The sequence below is a fragment of the Fluviicoccus keumensis genome, from assembly GCF_004217445.1.
GTDB lineage: Bacteria > Pseudomonadota > Gammaproteobacteria > Pseudomonadales > Moraxellaceae > Fluviicoccus > Fluviicoccus keumensis.
This window is the reverse complement of record NZ_SHKX01000010.1, coordinates 16,830-38,443: the sequence shown is the minus strand read 5'-3', so window position 1 is coordinate 38,443 and position 21,614 is coordinate 16,830. Positions and strand designations below refer to the sequence as shown.

Below are 21,614 nucleotides of genomic sequence, written 5' to 3'. Positions count from 1 at the left end.
AGCATGAGCCGTACTTTTGTGGTGATCGGGTTGGGGTCGATGGGCAAGCGCCGCATCCGCTGCCTTCAGGCGCTGGGCATGACCGCCATCGTCGGCGTGGACCCGCGCGAGGATCGTTGCGCCGAGGCCGCTGCCCGCTATCAGGTGCCGGTGCACGCCAGCCTGGACGCCGCCGCCGTGAGCGGCCCGCAAGCCTGGATAATCAGCGTGCCGCCGGACCTTCACCATGTCTATCTGGAGCGCGCGGCGTCGGCGGGGATTCCGTCCTTCGTGGAGGCCAGTGTGGTTGATACCGGCATGGCGTCCCTGTTGGCGCGCGAGGAGGCGGGGGCACTGATCGCCCCGTCGGCCACGCTCTGTTTCCACCCGGCCATCCGCCAGATCCGCGACATTGTCGCCGGAGGCCGCCTGGGCCGCCTGTCGTCGGTCAGCATGCATTCCGGCCAGTACCTGCCGGACTGGCATACCTACGAGGCGGTTTCCGATTACTACGTCTCCAACCGTGATACCGGCGGCGCCCGGGAGATTGTCCCCTTCGAGCTGACCTGGCTGGTGACGGTGTTCGACTGGCCGCGCACCGTCAGCGCGCAGGTACGCAAAACCATCGAGATTCCCGGTGCGGAAACCATCGACGATACCTATGCGTTGATGCTGGACATGGGCGCGTTCCCGCTGCAACTGACGGTGGATGTGGTCTCGCGGGTCGCGACCCGCCGCCTGCTGGTCAATGGCGAGACCGGCCAGCTGGTCTGGGACTGGAACGAGGGCTGCATCCGGCTGTATGACGCCGCCACGGCTGAATGGTCGAAGATCGAATACGATCTGGGCAAGGCCGAGGCGGGCTATAACGCCAATATCGGCGAGCAGATGTACATCGACGAGATCCGCGCCTTCTGCGATGCCGTGGATGGTCTTGCGCCGTTCCCGAACGCCCTCGGCGACGATCATCGTATCCTCGGCGTGCTCTACGCGGCCGAGCGCGCCTCGGCCAACCGCTCTGTCGAGGTCCTGCCGTCATGAAGCAGGCAATCCTCGTCACGGCGCGGCTGGGCTCGTCCCGCCTGCCGCGCAAACATCTGATCCGTGTCGGCGAACTCAGTTTCCTGTCTTGCCTGCTGCGTCGCCTGCTGGCGATCCGCTGGCCGGACGGGCAGGTCGTGCCGGTGGTCATCGTGACCAGCGACGAACCGGAAAACCGCGATTTCGAACAGTTCGTGTGCGAGCATGTCAGTGTGTTCTACGGCAGTCTCCACAATATCCCGCTGCGTCACGCCCAGGCGGCGGAGGCCTTGGGGCTGGACGGCATCATTGCGGTGGATGGCGACGACATCCTGTGTTCTCCCGAAGCGGTGCGTGCTGTCGGTCTGGCCTTGCGTGAGGGCCGCGAACTCGTGCGCACCCAGGGCTTGCCGTTCGGCATGAACGCCATGGGCTACAGCGGCCGATTGATCCGCGCCTGCGCCCCCGCTGATCCCGACGGGATGTGCGAAACGGGATGGGGATCGATTTTTCCTGCCGATGCCTGGCATGACATCGCGCTGGATGTCGGCGTGCCGGCGGACGAATGCCGCTTAACCCTCGACTATCCGGAAGACAGCCGTTTCTTCACCGAAATCATCAGCCGTTTGCAGGCCGAGGGCTCCCTGGACACCGCGACCGACCGTCATATCGTCGAGCGTGTCAAGGCGGACGGCCTGACCCGGCTCAACCAGAGCGTGCATGAACGCTACTGGGAAAACTTTCACCAAGAGAAAGCCAAGGCGACACGCCCGGAGGCCCCATGAACTACCAACGCCGTCTGCTGGACGCCATTCCCGGCGGAGCGCACACCTACTCCCGCGGGCATGACCAGTTTCCGGTCAATGCGCCGCCCATCCTCAAGGGCGGGAAGGGCGTGGAGGTCTTCGACCCGGAAGGCAACCGCTTCCTGGATTACGGCATGGCGTTGCGCGCGGTCACCATCGGCTATGCGGAAGACGCGATCGACGAGGCGGCCATCGCCCAGATCCGCCTGGGGAACAACCTGACCCGGCCGTCCCTGATCGAGCTGGAGGCGGCGGAGGCTTTCCTGGAAGCCGTGCCGAACGCCGACATGGTCAAGTTCGCCAAGAACGGCTCCTCGGCGGTGTCGGCGGCGGTCAAGCTGGCGCGCGCCTATACCGGCCGCGAGCTGGCGGTGCGCTGCCAGGAGCACCCGTTTTTTTCCTATGACGACTGGTTCATCGGCTCCACCGTGCTGACCCGGGGGATTCCGGAGTCCGTCCAGGCGGGGACGACGACCTTCCATTACAACGATCTGGCCTCGCTGGAGCGCCTGTTCGACCGGTATCCCGGGCAGATCGCCTGTGTGGTGATGGAGGCCGCGACCACCGAGCCGCCAGCCGAAGGCTTCCTGCCGGGCGTTCAGGCCCTCTGCCGCCGTCATGGCGCGGTGTTCATCCTGGACGAGATGATCACCGGTTTCCGCTGGCACCTGCAGGGTGCACAGCACTACTACGGTCTGGAGCCGGACCTCAGCACCTTCGGCAAGGCGATGGCCAACGGCTTCTCGGTGGCCTGCGTGGCGGGCAAGCGCGACATCATGGAACTGGGCGGCATCGACAAAACCGGCACCGAACGCGTGTTCCTGATGTCCAGTACCCACGGCGCGGAAATGAGCAGTCTCGGGGCCTTTGTCGCGGCGCTGGATTTCATGCGCCGGGAGCGGGTGGTCGAACATCTCTGGACCTACGGCCAGTCCCTCATGGACCTGATGGCCCGGGTCGCGCGTGACGCGGGCGTGGCGGACAGCTTCAAGGTGGGCGGTTACGCCTGCTCTCCGTACTTCATGACCCTCGGCGCGGACGGCAAGCCTGATCCGGCGCTGCGTACGCTGTTCCTCCAGGAAATGATCCGTCATGGCGTGATGATGCCGTGGATCGCACTGGCGTACCGGCATGACGAACAGTCCCTCGACCGGACCCGTACGGCGCTGGAGGCCAGCTTGCCGGTGTATGCCGCCGCCTTGCGCGAAGGGGTCGACAAGTACCTGCAAGGCCCGGCAGTGAAGCCGGTGTTCCGGAAATACAACTGATGCGCCTGGCGCTGGTGTCGCTGGACGCGGTCTGGGAAGACAAGGCCCGTAACCTGGAGGCCTGCCGCGCCTATGCGGCGCAGGCGGCGGCGGACGGGTGCCGCTTCGTGGTTTTTCCGGAGATGACGCTGACCGGGTTTTCCGTGGCCAATCCCGGGCTGGCGGAGCCGGACGGACCGGACGCGCCTAGCCTGCTCGCGTTCCGCCAACTGGCCCGCGCGCAGGCGATCGGGATCGCTTTCGGTCTGATCGTTCGCCGTGAAGATCGTCTGTATAACCGCTTGCAGGTGCTGGATGCGGCTGGCGAGATCGTTGGGTGCTATGACAAGGTCCACCTGTTCCGCCCCGGCGCCGAGTCGGGGCTGTTTTCGGCGGGCGAGCGGCGGGTCGATGCCCCGTTCGGTGAATTTCAGGCCAGGCTGTCAGTGTGCTATGACCTGCGCTTTCCGGAGGTCTACGATACCCGGAAAACCGAGGCCGGATTGCTGCTGAATATCGCCAGCTGGCCCGCCGCCCGTTCGGCGCACTGGCTGCGGTTGCTGGCCGCGCGCGCCATCGAGCAGCGCGCTTACGCGGTGGGCGTCAATCGGACCGGCGAAGACGGCAACGGCTGGAGCTATGTGGAGTGCAGCGCCGTTTTCGATCCGGACGGCGAGCGCGTTGAACCGGTGCGCCGTGACAGGGCGCTGGCCGTGTACGAGCTGGACCCGCAGGTAGTGATCCGGGCGCGCGCGCAGTTTGATCCGCGTCAGGACCGTTGCGAGACTGTCTGTCGACGCTGGAGTGAGGAAAAGGGGACATGATGAATCTTGATGGACAGCGTGTGCTGCTGATCGGCGCTGGCGGCCTGCTGGGCCGGACGTTTGCCACGGCCCTGATCGACGCGGGTGCGCGCGTGCTGCTGGCCGACCGGGCATTGGCGGCGGTGGAGGAGCTGGCGGCGTCGTTGGGAGAGCGCACGATGCCGGCCGCCATCGACATCACCGATGCCGACAGCATTCGTGCGATCCTGGCCTTGGCAGACCAAACCTGGGGCGGGCTGGATACGGTGGTGAACACCGCCTATCCGCGCAACCCGCGCTACGGCCGTCGCTACGAAGAGGTCGAATATGACGATTTCTGCGAGAACCTCGGCCTGCACCTGGGTGGCTATCATCTGGTGATGCAGCAGGCGGCGCTTTACTTCCGCGCGCACGGCAAGGGCGGCCATATCGTGAACATCTCGTCAATCTACGGCGTGATGCAGCCGCGCTTCGAGGTATATGCAGGTACGGCGATGACCATGCCGGTGGAGTACGCCGCGATCAAATCTGCGCTGATCCATCTGAGCGGCTATGTCGCCAAGTACTTCCTCAAGGACGGCGTGCGGGTGAACTGCATCAGCCCCGGCGGCATCCGCGACCGCCAGCCGGAGTCCTTCCTGGCCGCCTATGACGCCCATGCCGGACGCATCGGCATGCTGGAGCCGCAGGATATCGCGTCGACCTTGCTCTATCTGCTTTCACCGGCGTCGCGCGGCATCAACGGGCAGAATATCGTGGTCGATGACGGGTTCAGTCTATGAGCAAGCCGGTTTTCATCATTGCCGAAGCGGGCGTCAATCACAACGGCTCCACCGGACTGGCCCTGCAACTGGTCGACGTGGCGGCGGAGGCCGGTGCGGATGCCGTGAAGTTCCAGACCTTCAAGGCGGAAACGCTGGTGCGCGCCGGGGCGGAAAAGGCCGAGTACCAGAAGAAACAGACCGGCGACGGCGACCAGTTTTCCATGCTCAAGGCGCTGGAGCTGTCCGAGGAGGCCCATCGTCAGGTGGCGGCGCGTTGTCGCGAGAAGGGCATCCTGTTCATGTCCACGCCCTTCGATCTGGAGGCGGCCGACTTCCTGCTCGGGTTGGGCATGACGGTTGTGAAGGTCCCGTCCGGTGAACTGACCAACCATCCGTTCCTGGCGGAGCTTGCCCGTCGTAACCGGCCGCTGATCCTGTCCACCGGCATGGGTTCGCTGGATGAAATCCGCGAGGCGATGGCGGTGATCGACCGGACGCGCGAGGTTTCGGGATTGGGCGCGCGGCCGGAAGGCTTCCTGACGGTACTGCACTGCACCTCAAACTATCCGGCACTCCCGGGAGACGTCAATCTGATGGCGATGAACACCATCGGCCGTGAGCTGGGCGTGCCGGTCGGCTATTCGGACCACACCAACGGCATCACCATCGCGATTGCCGCGACCGCCCTCGGGGCGCGCGTCATCGAAAAGCATTTCACACTGGATCGCGACCTGCCCGGACCCGACCATGCGGCCTCGCTGGAGCCGGATGAGTTGGCGGCCATGGTGCGCGCCATCCGCGATGTCGAGCAGGCGCTGGGCGACGGCGTGAAAGCGCCGCGTCCCTCCGAGTTGCCCGTGCGCGCGCTGGTGCGCCGGAGCCTGACCTTGGCGCGACCGGTGACAGCCGGGAGCCTGTTGACCGGCGATGACCTGGTCCTGCTGCGGCCGGGAACCGGCATTCCGCCGAAGCATCTGGACGCAGTGGCCGGGCAGCGCCGCGCCGCGCGCGATCTGCCCGCCGGACACACCCTGACCTGGGATGACCTTGCATGAGCCAGCGCATCCTCTACGTTAGCGGCACCCGCGCCGATTTCGGGCTGATGGCCCGGACCCTGCGCCGGATCAGCGCGACCGAGGGGCTGAGCCTGGGCGTGGCGGCGACCGGGATGCACCTGTCCGAACGCTACGGAATGACGGTCAACGAGATCGAGGCGGCCGGACTCACGGTTGAATTGCGGATTCCGGTCGATGTCGATCACACCACCGGCGAGGCCATGGCCTCTGCCGTCGGCATCATTACACAGGGATTAGCGGCGCATCTGGCGCAACATCGCCCGGATGCCGTCCTGCTGCTCGGCGATCGCGGCGAGATGTTGGCCGCTGCGATCGCGGCGCTTTACCAGAACATCCCGGTGATCCACCTGCACGGCGGCGAGCGCTCGGGCACCGTGGACGAACCGGTGCGCCACGCGATTTCCAAGCTGTCGCATTACCATTTCGTGGCCACCCCCGGCGCGCGGGAGCGTCTGGTGCGCATGGGCGAGGCCCCTGATCGCATCCATGTCACCGGTGCGCCCGGGCTCGACGGGCTGGCGGAGATTCCCCGTCCCGAGCGGGCCGCGTGGTGCCGTGGCCACGGCCTTGACCCCGAGCGACCCGTCGCGCTGTTCGTGTTCCATCCGGTGGTGCAGTCGGCCGGGGAGGCCGCCGCCCAGGCGCGGGCCGCCGTTGCCGGTCTCCGTGACGCCGGATTGCAACTGCTGGCGCTGATGCCCAACGCCGACGCTGGCGGCAATGCCGTGCGCGCTGTGCTGGAAGAAGCGTCCGCGCAAGGCGCGTTGCGCGTACTGACCCACTGGCCCCGTGATCGGTATCTGGAGGCCTTGTCGGTGGTGGACCTGCTGGCGGGTAACTCCTCCAGTGGCATCATCGAGTCTGCGTCGTTCCAGTTGCCGGTGCTGAATATCGGCGATCGCCAGCGTGATCGCGAACAGAGCGGTAATGCGATCGACGTGGCGCCGGACCGGGAGGCCGTCTGCGCCAGCGCGCGCGCCGCGCTGGCCTTGCCCGGACGGGGCGGCTGGACAAATATCTATGGTGACGGGCAGGCCGCCGACCGTATCGCGCACCTGCTGCGGACGTTGCCGCTGGATCGCGCGTTGTTGGAGAAAACCAATGCCTACTGAGCCGCTGCGCCCCTTGTATCTGATCGGTGCGAGCGGCCATGCGCGGGTGATCGCGGATGCGGCCTTGCGTTGCTGGCCGGAGCGAGCGTTGGTATTGGTTGATGACAATCCGGCGCTGGCGGGACAGGATTTGTTGCCCGGCCTGACGGTGTACGGCACGCCCGACCTGATTCCGGAAGGGGCGGATTGCCATGTCTCGATCGGGAACAATCAGGTGCGGCTGGCGATGCGGCAGCGGCTGGCGGCCAAGCGGGTCCACTGGGTGACCGTGATCCATCCGGACGCCGTGGTGTCGCCGTTTGCCGCAGTTGGCGAGGGCAGCCTGATTGCTGCACGCGCCGTTGTCGCGCCCGGAGCCCGGCTGGGCTGGGGCGTCATCGTCAATCATGGCGCGGTGGTCGATCATGACTGCCGGGTGGCGGACGGTTGCCATATTGCGCCTGCCGCCACGCTGGCGGGGGCGGTGACGGTCGGTGAGGGCGCGTTGGTGGGCGCGGGCGCGAACGTATTGCCGGGCCTCTCGGTCGGCGCGGATGTAGTGATTGGTGCGGGCGCAGTGGTGACCAGGCCGGTACCCGATGGCCAGGTGGCCAAGGGGTGTCCTGCGCGGTGGATTTGAACAGACAGGTATGAGCATGAATAACCAAGTGTCGGAACTGATTGTGCACGGTGAAAGCACCGTTCGCGCTGCCATGGAGTTGCTGGACCACTCGGGAGAGCGAATCCTGCTGTTGCTGGATAACGAAGGACGACTGTTGCGCACGCTGACTGATGGTGATATCCGCCGTTACCTGCTTTCGGGGCGGACCTTGGATGACACGCTGGAGGACATTCCTGCGCAGACAGCGGTGACTATGACTCCGTCGACCACCCCGCAACAGGCCTTGGCGCTCATGAATGCGCGAGGAATTGATCATTTACCGGTTCTGGATGAGCTCGGACGTCCAGTCGGCCTGCTGGCGCGCTGCGATATCCATGCGCCGATCCTGCTTTCGATCCCGCACATGTCGGAACACGAGCGGGAGTATGTTGAACAGGCGTTCGCTACTAACTGGATCGCTCCTCTAGGCCCGAATGTGGATGCCTTTGAAGCCGAGTTGGCCGAGTATGTCGGTGTCGGTCACGCTGCCGCACTCAGCTCTGGGACAGCGGCTATCCATCTGGCTCTGCATATCCTGGGAGTGGGTCGGGGTGATACGGTGTTCTGTTCCAGCCTGACCTTCATCGGCAGCTCCAATCCCATCCTGTACTTGGGCGCTGAGCCTGTATTTATCGACTCCGAACCGAACACTTGGAACATGTCTCCGGTCGCACTGGCGCGAGCATTGGATGCCGCCGCCAGAAAAGGCCGTCTCCCGAAGGCGGTCATCGTGGTCAACCTATATGGTCAGAGCGCCGATATGCACCCCATCCAGGATGCCTGCGACCGTTACGGTGTTCCCATTGTGGAGGATGCAGCGGAATCCTTGGGGGCAACCTATCGCGGCAAGGCCAGCGGCACCTTGGGAGCCATGGGGATTTACTCGTTTAACGGCAACAAGATCATCACCACATCGGGCGGCGGCATGTTGGTTTCCGATAACCCCGACTACATTCAGCGAGCCAAATTCCTTGCGACCCAAGGCCGTGAACCGGCACCGCATTATGAACACAAGGAAATGGCATATAACTACCGGATGAGTAATGTCCTAGCGGGCATCGGTAGGGGCCAGTTGCGCGTGCTGGAGGACAGGGTTGCCGCTCGCCGCGCGGTTTACGCCCGTTATGTCGAGGGATTGGCGGGGTTGCCGGTGAGCATGATGCCAGAGCCTGGTTTTGGCCGTGCCACCCACTGGCTCAGCGCATTGACGTTGGATCGTTCCGACACGTCTCTGTGTCCGTCCGATCTTCTGCGTACCTTGTCGAGTGAGCTAATTGAAGGGCGACCAATTTGGAAACCTATGCATTTACAGCCACTCTTTGCGGGTTGTGAGTATTACGCGCATGGTGCTGATGGCACCAGCATTTCTGAGCGCCTGTTCGCTGAGGGAATTTGTCTGCCTTCCGGCTCGACGCTGACTGAGAAGGAACAGGAACATATCATCAAGGTGATACGTACCGCCTTGGCAACCTGAAACTGGCGGAGATACTGATGCTCGATGCTGCGCTTGAAGGTCTGGTGACCAAAAAGGCGGCGGATTGCCGCGCCGCGCTCACGGCTGCCGGGGTGGCGGTAATTCCGTCGGCCTTGGCGGATGACCGTTTGGGGCCATTATTGCTGGCCAGCGAGTTCTGCACCGATGTGCTTTGCCGTTTTCCGGCCGAGTGCGCCGCGATGGCGATCGCCGGAGAATTTGACCGCCCCAATACCCGCCCTTATTACGCCGCGGCGCTGGCGGCGGAACTGGCGGAGATTGCCGATGAAACCCAATGGATGCAACGCATCCGCCGCTACCGCAACCGCCAGATGCTGCGCTGGGTCTATCGCGACGTCAACGGACTGTGCTCGCTGGAAGAGCTGACCGATGAGCTGTCCGAGTTCGCCGAAGCGGCAGTGGATGCCGCCATCGCCTTTGCCGAAGACCCGCTGAAGCAACGCCATGGCGAGCCGGTCGGCGAAGATTCCGGGCAGATCCAGCGCATGGTGGTTCTGGGCATGGGCAAGTTGGGGGCGCAGGAACTGAACCTGTCCTCGGATATCGACCTGATCTTCTCTTACGCCGAGCCGGGAGAAACCAACGGCAAGTTCTGTATCAGCAACCAGGAATACTTCATCAAGCTGGGGCAGGCCGTCATCCGCCTGCTCGACCAGGTCACCGCCGACGGCTTCGTCTTCCGCATCGACATGCGCCTGCGGCCCTGGGGCGACGGCAGCGCGCTGGCGCTGTCCTTCACCGCCATGGAACGCTATTACGAGCAGCACGGCCGCGAGTGGGAGCGTTATGCTTTCATCAAGGCGCTGCCGATCGCCGGCGATCTGGCGGGCGGCGAGGAATTGCTAGCCACCCTGCGGCCCTTTGTCTATCGCCGCTACATCGACTTCAGCGCCTTCGCCGCGTTGCGCGAAATGAAGGGCATGATCGAGCGGGAAGTGCGGCGCAAGGACATGGCCGACAACGTCAAGCTCGGTTCCGGCGGCATCCGCGATGTCGAATTCATCGCCCAGGCCTTCCAGTTGATTCGCGGCGGCGTGCACAAGGCCTTGCAGCAGCGGCCGTTGCTGCCGGTGATGAACGTGCTGGTGGATCTGGGCCTGTTGCCCGCCGCCGTGCGCGACGATCTGGCCGCCGCCTACCGTTTCCTGCGCCAAGTGGAGCATCGCATCCAGGCGCTGCACGATCACCAGACGCAATTGTTGCCGCTGGATCCCGCCGGGCAGGCGCGGCTGGCCGCCAGCCTGGGCTTTGCCGGTTGGGCGGATTTTTATGCCGCGCTGGAACGTCACCGCGACAAGGTGCGCGAGCAGTTCCGGCTGGTGGTGGTGGAGCGGGTCGAGGCGAAGGCGGCTACGCCTGCCAGCGATAAGGCGCGCGCCTTGTGGCTGGACAGCTGCGACGTCAGTCCGGAGGTGATGGCCGAACTGGGGTTCAAACAAGCCGCCGAATCCGCCGAACGCCTGCAGGCGCTGCGCACCGGCCGGGCCTTGCGTACCTTGCCGCTGCTGAGCCGCGAGCGGCTGGACCAGTTCATGCCGCTGCTGATCGAGGAAATCAGCGCCCACGCCGAATCCGATCTGGCGCTGACCCGCTGCCTGCCGCTGGTGGAGTCGGTGCTGCGCCGCACCTCCTATTTGGTGATGCTGCTGGAAAACCCCGCCGCCTTGCAGCGCATGGTAACCCTCTGCGCCGCCAGTCCGTGGATCGCCGACGAGCTGGCCCGTTACCCGGTGCTGCTCGACGAGTTGCTCAACGCCGAAACCCTCTATACGCCGCCGCAGAAGGAGCAGTTGCTGTCCGAGTTGCGGCAGCAGCTGCTGCGTGTGCCGCACGATGATGTCGAGGAACAGATGCGCGTGCTGCGCATCTTCAAGAAGAGCCATGTGCTGCGCGTGGCGGCTTCCGACCTGCAGGGCACCTTGCCGCTGATGAAGGTCAGCGATTACCTGTCGTGGATCGCCGAGGCGGTGCTGGAGTCGGTGGTCGGCCTGAGCTGGCAGCAGATGACGGCCCGTTACGGCTTTCCCCGCCGTGCCGACGGCTCGCTGTCCACCGGCGACTTCATGGTGGCCGGTTACGGCAAGCTGGGCGGCATCGAGCTGGGTTACGGCTCCGACCTCGATCTGGTCTTCGTGCACAATGTCGCCAACGATGACGACACCGACGGCCCGAAGCCGATCAGCGGCGGCGAGTTCTACGCGCGCATGGCGCAGAAGATCATCAGCCTGCTGACGACGTCCACTTCGGCGGGGCAACTGTATGAAGTCGACATGCGCCTGCGGCCTTCCGGCAATTCCGGCATGCTGGTCAGCAGCCTGAAGGCGCAGGAAGAATACCAGCTGCATCATGCCTGGACCTGGGAACACCAGGCGCTGGTGCGGGCGCGGCTGGTGGCGGGGGACGAAGCGCTGGGCCGCCTGTTCGACGACCTGCGCCGCCGGGTGCTGTGCCAGCCGCGCGACCTGGCCAAATTGCGCGCCGAGGTGCTGGAAATGCGCCAGAAGATGCGCGACCACCTGTCCAGCACCGCCAAAAACCCCGGCAGCCACGTCTTTGACCTGAAACACGACGCCGGCGGTATTGTCGATATAGAGTTCATGGTGCAATATGGCGTGCTGGCATGGGCGAATACGTATCCCGAGCTCGCCCGCTACTCCGACAATGTGCGAATCCTTGACGGCTTTGCCGCCTGCGGCTGCATGCCGGCCGATCTGGCCGTGCGCCTCAAGGAAGCCTATCTGGCGTTTCGCGCCCAAAGTCACCGTCTGGCCCTGGCGCAACAACCTGCCCGGGTGGCTCCAACGGAATTTGTTGAAATCCGGGCGCTGGTACAACAGTGCTGGAACAACCTGTTTGAAATCGTGTGATTTCCCGGTGGGCGCGGTCCGATGCGCGGACGGCGTTCGTGATTATTTTTGCAAGCTGTAAAGCCGCTGATTTTGTGGAGAAGTTGCCATGAGTATGGCCGATCGTGACGGAGTTATCTGGTTTGATGGAGAAATGGTGCCCTGGCGTGAGGCGAAGACCCACGTCCTGACCCACACCCTGCACTACGGCATGGGCGTGTTTGAAGGCGTCCGCGCCTACAAGGCCGAGCAGGGGACTTCCATCTTCCGCCTGAAGGAACACACCAACCGCCTGTTCGACTCCGCGCACATCATGAACATGACGATCCCGTTCTCGAAGGACGAGATCAACGAGGCGCAACGCGCCGCCGTGCGTGAAAACAACCTGCCCAGCGCCTACCTGCGCCCGATGGTGTTCTTCGGTTCCGAAGGCATGGGCCTGCGCGCCAGCAACCTCAAGGTGCACGTCATCGTCGCCGCCTGGGAGTGGGGCGCATACATGGGCGCGGAAGCGCTGGAACGCGGCATCAAGGTGCGCACCAGTTCCTACACCCGTCACCACGTCAATATTTCCATGACCCGCGCCAAGGCCAACGGCCACTACATCAACTCGATGCTGGCGCTGCAGGAAGCCCTGTCGGGCGGCGCGGACGAAGCCATGCTGCTGGATCCGGAAGGCTATGTGGCCGAGGGTTCGGGCGAGAACATCTTCCTGGTGAAGGACGGCGTCATCTACACCCCCGAGCTGACCGCCTGCCTGAACGGCATCACCCGCAACACCATTTTCCATCTGGCTGAAGACCTGGGCCTGAAGGTGGTGGAAAAGCGCATCACCCGCGATGAAGTCTATATCGCCGATGAAGCCTTCTTCACCGGCACCGCCGCCGAAGTGACGCCGATCCGTGAAGTCGACGGCCGCATCATCGGCTGCGGCAGCCGTGGTCCGGTCAGCACCCGCCTGCAACAGTTGTATTTCGATACGGTGCACGGCCGCAACGCCAAGCATCTGGAGTGGCTGACGCCGGTTCGCTGAACCGCACCCTCCCGGAGCGCCTTCGCGGCGCTCCGACGCCGGTTTTCCCGACTTCCCCAACAGCCTGCAGCCCTTTCCTATGACAGCACCCCTCGTAGTCTGGCAACTGACGGACGGCAAGCCGGGTCATGAACATCAGACCCTGGGCCTGATCCGCGCCATGGAACGGTTGATCCCGGTGCAGACCATCCGCATCGATCTGAGGCAACAGCCGGTGGGCATCATGGATATCCTGATGCGCCGTTTTCCCAACGATTACCCCGAGCCGTCGCTGGTGCTGGGCGCGGGCCACGGCACGCATCTGGCGATGCTGGCGGCGAAGCTGGCCACCGGCGGCCGCACCGTGGTGCTGATGAAGCCCTCGCTGCCGCTGAGCTGGTTTGATTATGTGATCATGCCGCAGCACGACCATCCGCCGCATCAGCCGCATGTCATGGGCACCTACGGCGTACTCAACCCTGTGACGCCGGCGCCGGCCCTGAAAGCCGATCGCGGGCTGATGTTGCTGGGCGGTCCGTCCAAGCGTCACGGCTGGGATGAAGAATCCATGGTCAGCCAGATGAAGGCGGTGCTGGCGGCCAATCCGAACGTGCAATGGCAGATCAGCACCTCGCGCCGCACCCCGGAGCACACTTTCCTAGAAATCCGCAACATCGCCCCGCACGCCAAGGTGTGGTCCGCCAGTGAAACGCCGCAGGGCTGGGTGGAACAGCAGTTGCAGGAAGCCGGACAGGTCTGGGTCAGCGAGGACAGCGTTTCGATGATTTTTGAAAGCCTGACGGCGGGCGGGCAGGTGGGTGTGCTGCAAACGCCGCGTTTGCAGGAAGACCGCATTACCCAAGCCATTGACCAGTTGCTGGTGCAGCGCTGGTTGACCTCGTTCGAGTCCTGGCAGAAGAGCGGCGTGCTGCAACGCGCCCCGCGCTTTTGCGAGGCCGATCGCGTGGCGGACTGGCTGTTGCGTTGTGAAGGGTTGTTGACGACTGCCGCTGCCTAGGTGGCTTTGGCGGCTTTCGTGACTGATTATTGTTTGGGAGCATCGATATGCGTATCTGTCAGGTTCTGGCCAGTTGGGGACATGGCGGTCTGGAAAAGCATGTGGTGGAGCTGGGTAACGCCCTATGCGAGGAGCATGAGGTGGCGGTGATCGCCCACCCCGAGATGCAATCCCGTTTCGATGCGCGTATTACCTTCATCCCGGTGGATTTCTCGCGCGGGCGCTGGTCGCCCGGGCTGCACCGCGACCTGCTGGCGGCGCTGAAGTCCTGGCCGGCGGATATCGTCCATGCCCAGGCCAACAAAGCCGCCAGCCTGGTCGGCCGCTTGCGGCCATTGGTGAAGGCGGGCGGCTTTGTCGCGACGCTGCACAACCAGAAAGGTTCCACCGGCATGTTCCGGCATTTCGACCACGTGATCGCTGTCAGTCCGGGCATTGCGGTGCTGATCAAGAGTCGACCGGTTACCGCCATTTATAACGGCATCCGCGCGCCGCAACCGGTGGAAAACGGGCGTGCGCTGCTGGCGGCGGAATTCGGCTTTGATGCGGCGCGTCCCATCCTGATCGGTGTCGGGCGGCTGGTGGAGGCCAAGGCCTTTGACATCCTGGTGCCGGCGGCGGCGCGGGCCAAGGCGCAGGTGCTGATTGTCGGCGACGGACCGATGAAGTCCGAGCTGGAGGCGGCCATCGCCAAAACCGGCGCCGAGGTCCGGCTGGCCGGATTCCGCACCGACGCCCAGCATCTGATGGCGGCAGCGGACGGTTTCGTGCTCAGCTCGCGCAACGAAGGATTCGCCTACGTGTTTGTCGAGGCGATCCTGGCCAAGCGCCCGATCGTCGCGACCACCATTCCGATGGTGGCCGGTTTCGTGCCGGACGATTTGCTGGCGCCGGTGGAGGATGTCGCCGCGCTGGCCGACCGTTTGACCTGGGCCGTAGAGCACCCCGACGACTGGCGGCAGAAGATGCAACCCTATTTCGACAAGGCCGATAACGAATTGACCTTGCAGGCGATGGTGCGGAAGACCATTGCGGTTTATCAGAATCTGGAGAACAAACACTGATGCGTCAAAATGTCCTGTTCCGCGCGTGGCGTTCGGATGAAGCCTTCGCCACGGTATTCCTGCTGGGTCTGGTCACGCTGGTGCCGACCAATGGACTGGGTTCGGGCCTGCTGAACCTGAGCCTGCTCTGGTACTTCCTGGGGAAGGCGACCCGTCCGGACTTGATGCGGTTCCTGCCCTGGCTGTTGTCGGCGCTGGCTGCGTTGATCCTGTGGTCGGCGTTCGCCATTCGTCCCGTCGCCGCCTTTCATGATGCCTGGACCACCTTGCGGGGCATCCTGCTGCTGTTTCCGGCGCTGTATGTGTCGCGGATGACGCGCGACAGCCTGTTGCAGATCGCCGCCGCGCTCGCGTTACTGTTGCTGATCGGCGTGATGACGCTGTTGGGCGTCAGCCTGTTCAATCACCCCGCCGGCGCCAGTTGGTTGCTGGGCGGCGATGGGCTGGACTGGTATGTCAACCGCAACCGCTTGGGCGTGGGTCTGGGCATGCTGTTCATCATGGTCTATGCGCTGGTGCTGGACTTGCCGCGTTGCGGCGGACGGCGTCTGCTGTCCCTGGGCTTGCTGATCATCCTGACGGCGGCGGTGCTGAATCATGCTCGCGGCACCCTGCTGGGCATGGCGATGGCGGCCAGTGTGATGACGCTGATTGTCGCGCCGCGTCTGGCGGCGGTGGGGCTGATCCTGTCGCTGGCGGTCCTGGGCGTGATTTCGCAGTCCGCCGAACTGCTGAACAAGCTGATCATGCATGGCGGCGGTTTCCTGAACGGTCGCTCGGAAATCTGGGAGGCGGTGTGGAGCCGGATCCAGGCTTCGCCGTGGCTGGGCCACGGCTTGCGCCCCATGCCCTATGACAACGTCCTGCATACGGCCTATCCGGCGGTGGTCAACGCCCACACGCACAGCATCTACCTCGATATCCTTTACGCCACCGGCGCGGTCGGTGCGGTTTTCTGGGCGGCATGGTACGCCACTCTCGCGTTCCGCCTCAGCTCGGCGCCCAGTCGCGGCCTGCCGTTGTTGAAGGTCTGGGGCGCGGGCATGCTGGTGTACATGCTGATGCACGGTCTGGTCGACTTCTCGTTTTATTTCATGGCCACGACCTGTTATCTGGGGGTAGGCCTGACCTGGTTCATGGTGCGTCCGGCAGCGCGGAAGAAACTCGGATGAAAGTCCTGCACATCGCCAACTTCGCCTACAACACGCACGGGGCGTCGTTCTACAACTGCGACCGCAAGTTGTCGGCGGGATGGGTGCGCAACGGGCATTTTGTCTACGAATTCAGCAGCCGCGACATGGCGCGCATGGGCACGGTCTTCCGCAGCAAGCACTGGGGCGGCGGCTGGATGAATCAGGAAATCCTGCGCATCTGCGCGCAGGTGGAGCCGGATCTGGTGCTGTTGGGTCACGCGCAATTGGTGAAGCCGGAAACGCTGGCCGAAATCCGTCGCCTTTACCCGAATACGGCGATTGCGCTGTGGTATGTGGATGCGTTGTTCCACTACCACAAGACCGGCTACATGAAGACCTGGGCGCTGTATCTGGACGTGATCTTCGCCACCACCGGCGGCGAGCTGCTGCGCGATCTGGTGCCGGGGCCGACGGTGCGCGCGTACTTCCCCAACCCGGTGGAGGCCTCGGTGGAAAGCCTGCGCAATTTCGAGCAGCGTGATTTTGTCCGCGAATTCATTTTCTGCGGCTCCGTCGGCGGCGATCCCGAGCGCGAGCAGTACCTGCGCGGGCTGCAACAGGCGCTGGACGGCATCGCCACCTGTTTCTACGGCATGCCGGGCGTGCCTACCGTCAACGGGGTCGCCTATTACCGGGCGCTGGCGGAAGCGCGCATGGGCCTGAACTATTCCCGGCTCAACGATGTCTGCCTGTACAGTTCCGACCGGGTGGCGCAGTTGACCGGCAACGGCCTGTTGACGCTGAGCCCGCGCATTCCCGGCTTCGACCTCCTGTTCCGCGAGCACGAGCTGGCCTACTTCGCGACAACGGAAGAACTGATCGAAAAAGTCCGTTATTATGCCGCTCATCCCGAAGAAGCCGCGACGGTAGCGCGTGCCGGCTGGCAACGGGCCCATGAAGTCTGCGCCGCCGAGCGCGTGGCGAAGTTCATGGAAGAAACCATTTTCGGCAAGCCTTATTCCAGCGACTACGAGTGGCGGAACGAGGTTTACCGCTGACTCCGACGGGCAGTTTTATGGCAACGTGGCTTGAGCACTTCCGGCAGAACCGGGCGCGGCGCGCCGGGCGCAAGGCGGACAAGAAGGAAGAGGCGGGCTTCCTGCAACAGTGGTTCCTGCTGTGCGGCCCGGATGCCGATCCCGCCGCGCCGCCGTCCCCGGAAAGCCTGATGCCGTTGTATCCGCCCGCCGACCGTTTCTGGGCCGACCCCTTCCTCTGGGAAGAGCAGGGCTGCTACTACATCTTCTTCGAAGACTTCCCTTACGCCACCTGGCGCGGCCTGATCAGCGTCATCGAGGTGGATGCGCAGGGACGGGCCATCGGTCCGGCGGCGCCGGTGATTGAGGAACCTTACCACCTGTCCTATCCCTTCCTGTTCCGCCATGACGGCCAGTTGTACATGGTGCCGGAAAAGACGGAAGTGAAACGCGTCGACCTCTACCGCTGCGTGGAATTCCCGCATCGGTGGGAAATCGACCGGACCCTGATCAACGACCTGAAAATGGCCGACAGCACCCTGTTCGAACATGAGGGCCGCTGGTGGCTGTTCGGTTCGGCCAAGACCGGCCGCACCCGCATCAACGAGTCCCTGTTTGCGTTCCATGCCGACAGCCCGCTGAGTACCGACTGGACGCCGCATCCCGGCAATCCGCTGGTGCGCAGCCTGGCCAACGGCCGCTGCGCCGGCACCATTACCTCCGACGGTCGCGGCGGCTGGCTGCGGCCGTCGCAGGACTGCGTGCGCCGTTATGGGCATGGCCTCAATATCAACCGCATCCTGACGCTGACGCCGACCGCTTATCGCGAGGAGACGGTGTGGCATCGCAGCGGCCCGGAGGTCAACCCGGAATGGCGCGCCATGCACCATGTCGACCGTAAGCATGGCCTGGTGGTGATGGACGCGCAGCGCCTGATTCCCCGTCCGCCCGCCGGAGAACCCGCCTGATGTCCGAGCCGACCATCGCCGTGGTGCTGCCGCCGCGCGAGCGCTTCCGACCCCGGGATGCCGGGGCGGTGGCGATGATCGTCCGCGATTTCACGCTGGCCAGCCGCTTTCGTGACCATATTGTCGTGGTGGGTACGGAGACGGAGCCTTTTGCCGATGTCGCGTTCTGCAGCCTGCAAGCGCAAGGCGCGTGGCTGCTGGGCCAGAATCTGGCCTATGTGCGGCAGGTGATCGCCTGGCTGAAGGCGCGGCCCTCGGTGCGGCTGGTGGAGGTGCATAACCGCACCGCGCTGGCCCGCCAGATCAAGCGCGCCTTGCCCGGCCTGAAGGTGACCCTGCACCTGCACAACGACCCGCAGGGCATGAAAGGCGCGAAAACCGCTTCCGAACGCACGGCGTTGTTGCGGCAACTGGACGGACTCTATGCCGTCAGCGGCTATGTACGGCGGCGTCTGCTGGAAGGCGTGACCGAGCCGGGCTGCCCGGTGACGGTGATCCATAACGCGCTGCCGCGCCGTCCGCGCGCCGACGGCTTGAGCCGCCAGCCGTGGCTGGTGTTCGCCGGTCGTTTCATTCCCGAAAAGGGCGTGCTGGAACTGGCGGAGGCGCTGGTCAGGGTGCTGCCGGAATTCCCGGCCTGGCGGGCGGTGTTTCTGGGCGCGGCGGGTTTCGGGCAGCAGGCGGGCGGTTCGCTCTACGAGCAGAAAGTCTACGCGACGCTGGCGCAGGTGGCCGACCGCATCGACCTGCGCGGCCACGTGCCGCAGGAAGAGGTGATGCGGGTGCTGGCGCAGGCCGCCATTTCCCTGACGCCGTCCACCGGCATCGACGCCTTTCCGCGCGTGCCGCTGGAGTCGATGCAGCAGGGCTGCGCGGTGATCGTCTCGGCGATGGGCGGCTTGCCGGAAATTGCCGGCGACGCCGCCGTGGTGGTGGATCCGGTTACCGGCGACACGCTGGCTGACGCGTTGCGGCCGTTGATGGCCGACCCCGCCGCGCTGGAGCGGCTGGCGGCCGCCTGCACCGCCCGCGCCGAGCACTTCCGGGTCGAGACGCTGGTGCAGGGGCTGGATGCCGCGCGCGATTCCTTGCTGGAGATATCCCGATGAGCATGCTGGCCGTGATCGGCAGTGGTCTGGCGGTGGGCGGCGGACTGGCGCTGGCCAACCGCTGGCAATGGTGGCGCGTTCCCAAGCCGGCCGACTGGCCGCGCCTGCTGATGTATCACAGCATCGCCCCGGAAGCCCCCACCGGCATGAACACGCCGCCGGACGTTTTCGCGGCTCAGCTTGCCTGGCTGCAGGCGCAGGGCTACCGTTTCCATACGGTCAGCGAGTTGCTGCACAATCCCGGCCCCAAGGCGGTAGCGCTGACCTTTGACGACGGTTTCGCCAACAATTACGAGCACGCCTTTCCCATTCTTCGCGAACACGGCGCGAAGGCGACGGTTTACCTGGCCCCGGAAATCCCGGAGATCGACCGCCTGACGCCGGCGCAGATTGCCGAGATGCAGGCATCGGGCCTGATCGAGTTCGGCGCGCACAGCGTTCACCACGTCAATCTATCAAAGCTGGACTCTGACGCCGCGCGGGCGGAAATCGCCGGATCGAAAGCGGCGGTCGAGGCGTTGACCGGCCTGCCGTGCACGGCCTTCGCCTATCCTTTCGGACGCTTCAGCGAGGAAACGGCGGCGCTGGTGCGCGAGGCCGGTTTCAGCAGCGCCGTCACCACCAAGAAAAGCATCATTCCGCAGCCCTCGGCACAGCCTTACACCATTCCCCGCATCAGCACCCACGGCGAAATGGACATGGCGCAGTTCCGGGTGGCGTTCAGTCGGGGGAGGTACCGGTTTTGATTCCCGCCAGCGTTTACCTGATCACCAAGAATTGCGAGGAAACCCTCGACGCCACCCTGGCCAGCGTGCAGGATTTTGCCGAAATCGTGCTGGTGGACTCCGGCAGTACCGACCGCACGCTGGAGATTGCCGGGCGCTACGGCTGCCGCATCTGGCACCAGGACTGGCTGGGCTATGCCGGGCAGAAGACGCTGGCGTTAAGCTATTGCACGCAGGACTGGGTCTTGAACCTGGACGGCGATGAAGTGCTGTCGCCGGAACTGAAGGCCGAGATCATCGATTGCATCGAGTATAGCCGCGCTGACGGGCTGGACATTCCCATCCACGATTATTTCCTCGGTTTCCCGCCGCCGCGTTTCGGGCGTTTCAACCGCCGGGTGCGCTTCTTCCGCCGCGCCACCGGCGCGTATGACACCGGCAAGCAGGTGCACGAATCGATCACCGTGCAGGGCGCCGTGAAGCAGGCCGCCGGCGCCATTCGGCATTACGGCGAGAACACCATCGCCATCAAGGTGGACAAGAACAACCTCTATTCCAGCCTGCGCGCTCGGGAAAAAGCGGCCAAGGGCAAGCAGGCCAGTGTGTTGAAGCTGGTGCTGGTCTTTCCGCTGACTTTTATCAAGTCGTACGTATTCCGCCGCGCCTTCCTCAATGGCAAGCGCGGTTTCATTTCCAGCACGGTGAATGCCTTTTACGCCTTCCTGAAGGAGGCCAAGCTGTATGAGGCCAACCTGAAAGCGGGGCAGGGGCAGGACCGGCCCTGAGGCCGGTCGCGGGGCTTACAGCGCCTTGCCTTCGTACTGACGGTCGGCGTGGTAGGAGGAGCGCACCATCGGGCCGCTCCAGATATTGGTGAATCCCAGTTTCCGGCCGTACTCGGCGTATTCCTTGAACTCGTCGGGATGGACGAAACGGTCCACCGGCGCGTGATTCTTCGACGGCTGCAGGTACTGGCCGATCGTTACCAGCTCGACATCGTGCGCGCGCAGGTCGTCAAGCACGGCAAACACTTCTTCCTTCGTTTCGCCAATACCGACCATGATGCCGCACTTGGTGGCCACGTCCGGGCATTCCTGCTTGAAGCGCTTCAGCAGTTGCAGCGAATGCTGGTAATCCGAGCCGGGACGGATGGCCTTGTAGATGCGCGGCACCGTCTCGATGTTGTGGTTGAACACATCGGGCGGGCATTCGCGCATGATGCGCAGCGCGATGTCCATGCGGCCGCGGAAGTCCGGGACAAGGATTTCCATCTTCGTGTCCGGGTTCAGGGCGCGGGTTTCGCGGATGCAGTCGACAAAGTGCTGTGCGCCGCCGTCTTCGAGGTCGTCGCGGTCTACCGAGGTCACCACCACGTACTTCAGCTTCAGGTTGGCGATGGTTTCGGCAAGATGGCGCGGTTCATCGGCGTCGAGGGCGTTGGGGCGGCCGTGGGCGACGTCGCAGAAGGGGCAGCGGCGGGTGCAGATGTCACCCATGATCATGAAGGTGGCGGTGCCGCCGCCGAAGCATTCCGGCAGGTTGGGGCAGGCGGCTTCTTCACAGACGGTATGCAGCTTCTGTTCGCGCAGCAGGCCCTTGATGCGCTGCACCTCGCCGGGATTGCTGACGCGGACGCGGATCCAGTCCGGCTTGCGCGGCAGGGTTTCGGTGGGGATGACCTTGACCGGGATGCGCGCAACCTTTTCCGCGCCGCGCAGCTTTTCGCCCTGCACCACCTTGACTGGATCGTTCATGGTCAC

The 21,614-nt window shown here is 64.4% G+C and carries 20 protein-coding genes; 19 read left to right on the top strand and 1 reads right to left on the bottom strand.

The features are described 5' to 3' along the window. Nucleotides 1–3: 3 nt before the first annotated feature. The 19 genes from EV700_RS01140 to EV700_RS01050 all read left to right on the top strand — a co-directional run bounded on the left by EV700_RS01140 (nucleotide 4) and on the right by EV700_RS01050 (nucleotide 20,639). Nucleotides 4–1,020 (top strand): Gfo/Idh/MocA family protein, encoded by a 1,017-nt coding sequence (locus tag EV700_RS01140; RefSeq protein ID WP_130410528.1) that lies wholly within the window; start codon nucleotides 4–6, stop codon nucleotides 1,018–1,020. Beyond that, nucleotides 1,017–1,784: a cytidylyltransferase domain-containing protein gene (locus EV700_RS01135; protein ID WP_130410527.1), complete on the top strand. Its 768-nt coding sequence runs from the start codon at nucleotides 1,017–1,019 to the stop codon at nucleotides 1,782–1,784. The genes EV700_RS01140 and EV700_RS01135 overlap by 4 nt, the downstream gene beginning before the upstream one ends. Further along, nucleotides 1,781–3,073: a glutamate-1-semialdehyde 2,1-aminomutase gene (locus EV700_RS01130; protein ID WP_130410526.1), complete on the top strand. Its 1,293-nt coding sequence runs from the start codon at nucleotides 1,781–1,783 to the stop codon at nucleotides 3,071–3,073. The genes EV700_RS01135 and EV700_RS01130 overlap by 4 nt, the downstream gene beginning before the upstream one ends. Beyond that, nucleotides 3,073–3,876: a nitrilase-related carbon-nitrogen hydrolase gene (locus EV700_RS01125; protein ID WP_130410525.1), complete on the top strand. Its 804-nt coding sequence runs from the start codon at nucleotides 3,073–3,075 to the stop codon at nucleotides 3,874–3,876. The genes EV700_RS01130 and EV700_RS01125 overlap by 1 nt, the downstream gene beginning before the upstream one ends. Next, nucleotides 3,873–4,637, top strand: coding sequence for an oxidoreductase (locus tag EV700_RS01120; RefSeq protein WP_130410524.1), 765 nt, complete (start codon nucleotides 3,873–3,875; stop codon nucleotides 4,635–4,637). Before EV700_RS01125 ends, EV700_RS01120 begins: the two co-directional genes overlap by 4 nt. After that, complete coding sequence (gene neuB / locus EV700_RS01115) at nucleotides 4,634–5,674, top strand: N-acetylneuraminate synthase (RefSeq protein ID WP_130410523.1); 1,041 nt, start codon at nucleotides 4,634–4,636, stop codon at nucleotides 5,672–5,674. The genes EV700_RS01120 and neuB overlap by 4 nt, the downstream gene beginning before the upstream one ends. Next, nucleotides 5,671–6,807, top strand: coding sequence for a UDP-N-acetylglucosamine 2-epimerase (gene neuC, locus EV700_RS01110; RefSeq protein ID WP_130410522.1), 1,137 nt, complete (start codon nucleotides 5,671–5,673; stop codon nucleotides 6,805–6,807). The genes neuB and neuC overlap by 4 nt, the downstream gene beginning before the upstream one ends. After that, nucleotides 6,797–7,426 (top strand): acetyltransferase, encoded by a 630-nt coding sequence (locus EV700_RS01105; protein ID WP_130410521.1) that lies wholly within the window; start codon nucleotides 6,797–6,799, stop codon nucleotides 7,424–7,426. The genes neuC and EV700_RS01105 overlap by 11 nt, the downstream gene beginning before the upstream one ends. 16 nt (nucleotides 7,427–7,442) lie before the next feature. After that, nucleotides 7,443–8,921 carry an aminotransferase class I/II-fold pyridoxal phosphate-dependent enzyme gene (locus EV700_RS01100; RefSeq protein WP_130410520.1) on the top strand — a complete coding sequence of 493 codons (1,479 nt, stop codon included), beginning with the start codon at nucleotides 7,443–7,445 and terminating at the stop codon, nucleotides 8,919–8,921. A 113-nt stretch (nucleotides 8,922–9,034) separates the two neighbouring features. Next, nucleotides 9,035–11,809, top strand: a complete 2,775-nt coding sequence (gene glnE / locus EV700_RS01095; RefSeq protein WP_423201204.1) for a bifunctional [glutamate--ammonia ligase]-adenylyl-L-tyrosine phosphorylase/[glutamate--ammonia-ligase] adenylyltransferase — start codon at nucleotides 9,035–9,037, stop codon at nucleotides 11,807–11,809. An 88-nt stretch (nucleotides 11,810–11,897) separates the two neighbouring features. Beyond that, nucleotides 11,898–12,821, top strand: a complete 924-nt coding sequence (locus tag EV700_RS01090; RefSeq protein WP_130410518.1) for a branched-chain amino acid transaminase — start codon at nucleotides 11,898–11,900, stop codon at nucleotides 12,819–12,821. Nucleotides 12,822–12,900: 79 nt separating this feature from the next. Continuing rightward, nucleotides 12,901–13,818, top strand: a complete 918-nt coding sequence (locus EV700_RS01085; RefSeq protein ID WP_130410517.1) for a mitochondrial fission ELM1 family protein — start codon at nucleotides 12,901–12,903, stop codon at nucleotides 13,816–13,818. Nucleotides 13,819–13,865: 47 nt separating this feature from the next. Beyond that, nucleotides 13,866–14,882 carry a glycosyltransferase family 4 protein gene (locus EV700_RS01080; RefSeq protein ID WP_130410516.1) on the top strand — a complete coding sequence of 339 codons (1,017 nt, stop codon included), beginning with the start codon at nucleotides 13,866–13,868 and terminating at the stop codon, nucleotides 14,880–14,882. Continuing rightward, nucleotides 14,882–16,054 carry an O-antigen ligase family protein gene (locus tag EV700_RS01075; RefSeq protein ID WP_130410515.1) on the top strand — a complete coding sequence of 391 codons (1,173 nt, stop codon included), beginning with the start codon at nucleotides 14,882–14,884 and terminating at the stop codon, nucleotides 16,052–16,054. Before EV700_RS01080 ends, EV700_RS01075 begins: the two co-directional genes overlap by 1 nt. Continuing rightward, complete coding sequence (locus tag EV700_RS01070) at nucleotides 16,051–17,073, top strand: glycosyltransferase family protein (protein WP_130410514.1); 1,023 nt, start codon at nucleotides 16,051–16,053, stop codon at nucleotides 17,071–17,073. The genes EV700_RS01075 and EV700_RS01070 overlap by 4 nt, the downstream gene beginning before the upstream one ends. Before the next feature lie 17 nt (nucleotides 17,074–17,090). Continuing rightward, complete coding sequence (locus EV700_RS01065; protein ID WP_130410513.1) at nucleotides 17,091–18,020, top strand: glucosamine inositolphosphorylceramide transferase family protein; 930 nt, start codon at nucleotides 17,091–17,093, stop codon at nucleotides 18,018–18,020. After that, a complete protein-coding gene (locus tag EV700_RS01060; RefSeq protein WP_130410512.1) occupies nucleotides 18,020–19,129 on the top strand; it encodes a glycosyltransferase family 4 protein in 1,110 nt (369 codons plus the stop codon). Before EV700_RS01065 ends, EV700_RS01060 begins: the two co-directional genes overlap by 1 nt. Continuing rightward, entirely contained in the window at nucleotides 19,126–19,875 is a 750-nt protein-coding gene (locus EV700_RS01055) for a polysaccharide deacetylase family protein (RefSeq protein ID WP_207224539.1), read from the top strand. The genes EV700_RS01060 and EV700_RS01055 overlap by 4 nt, the downstream gene beginning before the upstream one ends. Then, nucleotides 19,872–20,639, top strand: coding sequence for a glycosyltransferase family 2 protein (locus EV700_RS01050; protein ID WP_130410511.1), 768 nt, complete (start codon nucleotides 19,872–19,874; stop codon nucleotides 20,637–20,639). The genes EV700_RS01055 and EV700_RS01050 overlap by 4 nt, the downstream gene beginning before the upstream one ends. 15 nt (nucleotides 20,640–20,654) lie before the next feature. Here EV700_RS01050 and lipA read toward each other — a convergent pair whose 3' ends face one another. After that, nucleotides 20,655–21,608 (bottom strand): lipoyl synthase, encoded by a 954-nt coding sequence (lipA, locus tag EV700_RS01045; protein WP_130410510.1) that lies wholly within the window; start codon nucleotides 21,606–21,608, stop codon nucleotides 20,655–20,657. Between the last annotated feature and the right edge of the window lie 6 nt (nucleotides 21,609–21,614).

What these genes read in the sequence shown, in the direction of transcription:
- EV700_RS01130 (WP_130410526.1), top strand. Translation starts at nt 1,781, where the DNA reads ATGAACTACCAACGCCGTCTGCTGGACGCCATTCCCGGCGGAGCGCAC.
- EV700_RS01085 (WP_130410517.1), top strand. Translation starts at nt 12,901, where the DNA reads ATGACAGCACCCCTCGTAGTCTGGCAACTGACGGACGGCAAGCCGGGT.
- EV700_RS01080 (WP_130410516.1), top strand. Translation starts at nt 13,866, where the DNA reads ATGCGTATCTGTCAGGTTCTGGCCAGTTGGGGACATGGCGGTCTGGAA.
- neuB (WP_130410523.1), top strand. Translation starts at nt 4,634, where the DNA reads ATGAGCAAGCCGGTTTTCATCATTGCCGAAGCGGGCGTCAATCACAAC.
- EV700_RS01100 (WP_130410520.1), top strand. Translation starts at nt 7,443, where the DNA reads ATGAATAACCAAGTGTCGGAACTGATTGTGCACGGTGAAAGCACCGTT.
- EV700_RS01075 (WP_130410515.1), top strand. Translation starts at nt 14,882, where the DNA reads ATGCGTCAAAATGTCCTGTTCCGCGCGTGGCGTTCGGATGAAGCCTTC.
- EV700_RS01125 (WP_130410525.1), top strand. Translation starts at nt 3,073, where the DNA reads ATGCGCCTGGCGCTGGTGTCGCTGGACGCGGTCTGGGAAGACAAGGCC.
- EV700_RS01090 (WP_130410518.1), top strand. Translation starts at nt 11,898, where the DNA reads ATGAGTATGGCCGATCGTGACGGAGTTATCTGGTTTGATGGAGAAATG.
- lipA (WP_130410510.1), bottom strand. Translation starts at nt 21,608, where the DNA reads ATGAACGATCCAGTCAAGGTGGTGCAGGGCGAAAAGCTGCGCGGCGCG.
- EV700_RS01060 (WP_130410512.1), top strand. Translation starts at nt 18,020, where the DNA reads ATGTCCGAGCCGACCATCGCCGTGGTGCTGCCGCCGCGCGAGCGCTTC.
- EV700_RS01070 (WP_130410514.1), top strand. Translation starts at nt 16,051, where the DNA reads ATGAAAGTCCTGCACATCGCCAACTTCGCCTACAACACGCACGGGGCG.
- EV700_RS01135 (WP_130410527.1), top strand. Translation starts at nt 1,017, where the DNA reads ATGAAGCAGGCAATCCTCGTCACGGCGCGGCTGGGCTCGTCCCGCCTG.
- EV700_RS01065 (WP_130410513.1), top strand. Translation starts at nt 17,091, where the DNA reads ATGGCAACGTGGCTTGAGCACTTCCGGCAGAACCGGGCGCGGCGCGCC.
- neuC (WP_130410522.1), top strand. Translation starts at nt 5,671, where the DNA reads ATGAGCCAGCGCATCCTCTACGTTAGCGGCACCCGCGCCGATTTCGGG.
- EV700_RS01120 (WP_130410524.1), top strand. Translation starts at nt 3,873, where the DNA reads ATGATGAATCTTGATGGACAGCGTGTGCTGCTGATCGGCGCTGGCGGC.
- EV700_RS01055 (WP_207224539.1), top strand. Translation starts at nt 19,126, where the DNA reads ATGAGCATGCTGGCCGTGATCGGCAGTGGTCTGGCGGTGGGCGGCGGA.
- EV700_RS01140 (WP_130410528.1), top strand. Translation starts at nt 4, where the DNA reads ATGAGCCGTACTTTTGTGGTGATCGGGTTGGGGTCGATGGGCAAGCGC.
- EV700_RS01105 (WP_130410521.1), top strand. Translation starts at nt 6,797, where the DNA reads ATGCCTACTGAGCCGCTGCGCCCCTTGTATCTGATCGGTGCGAGCGGC.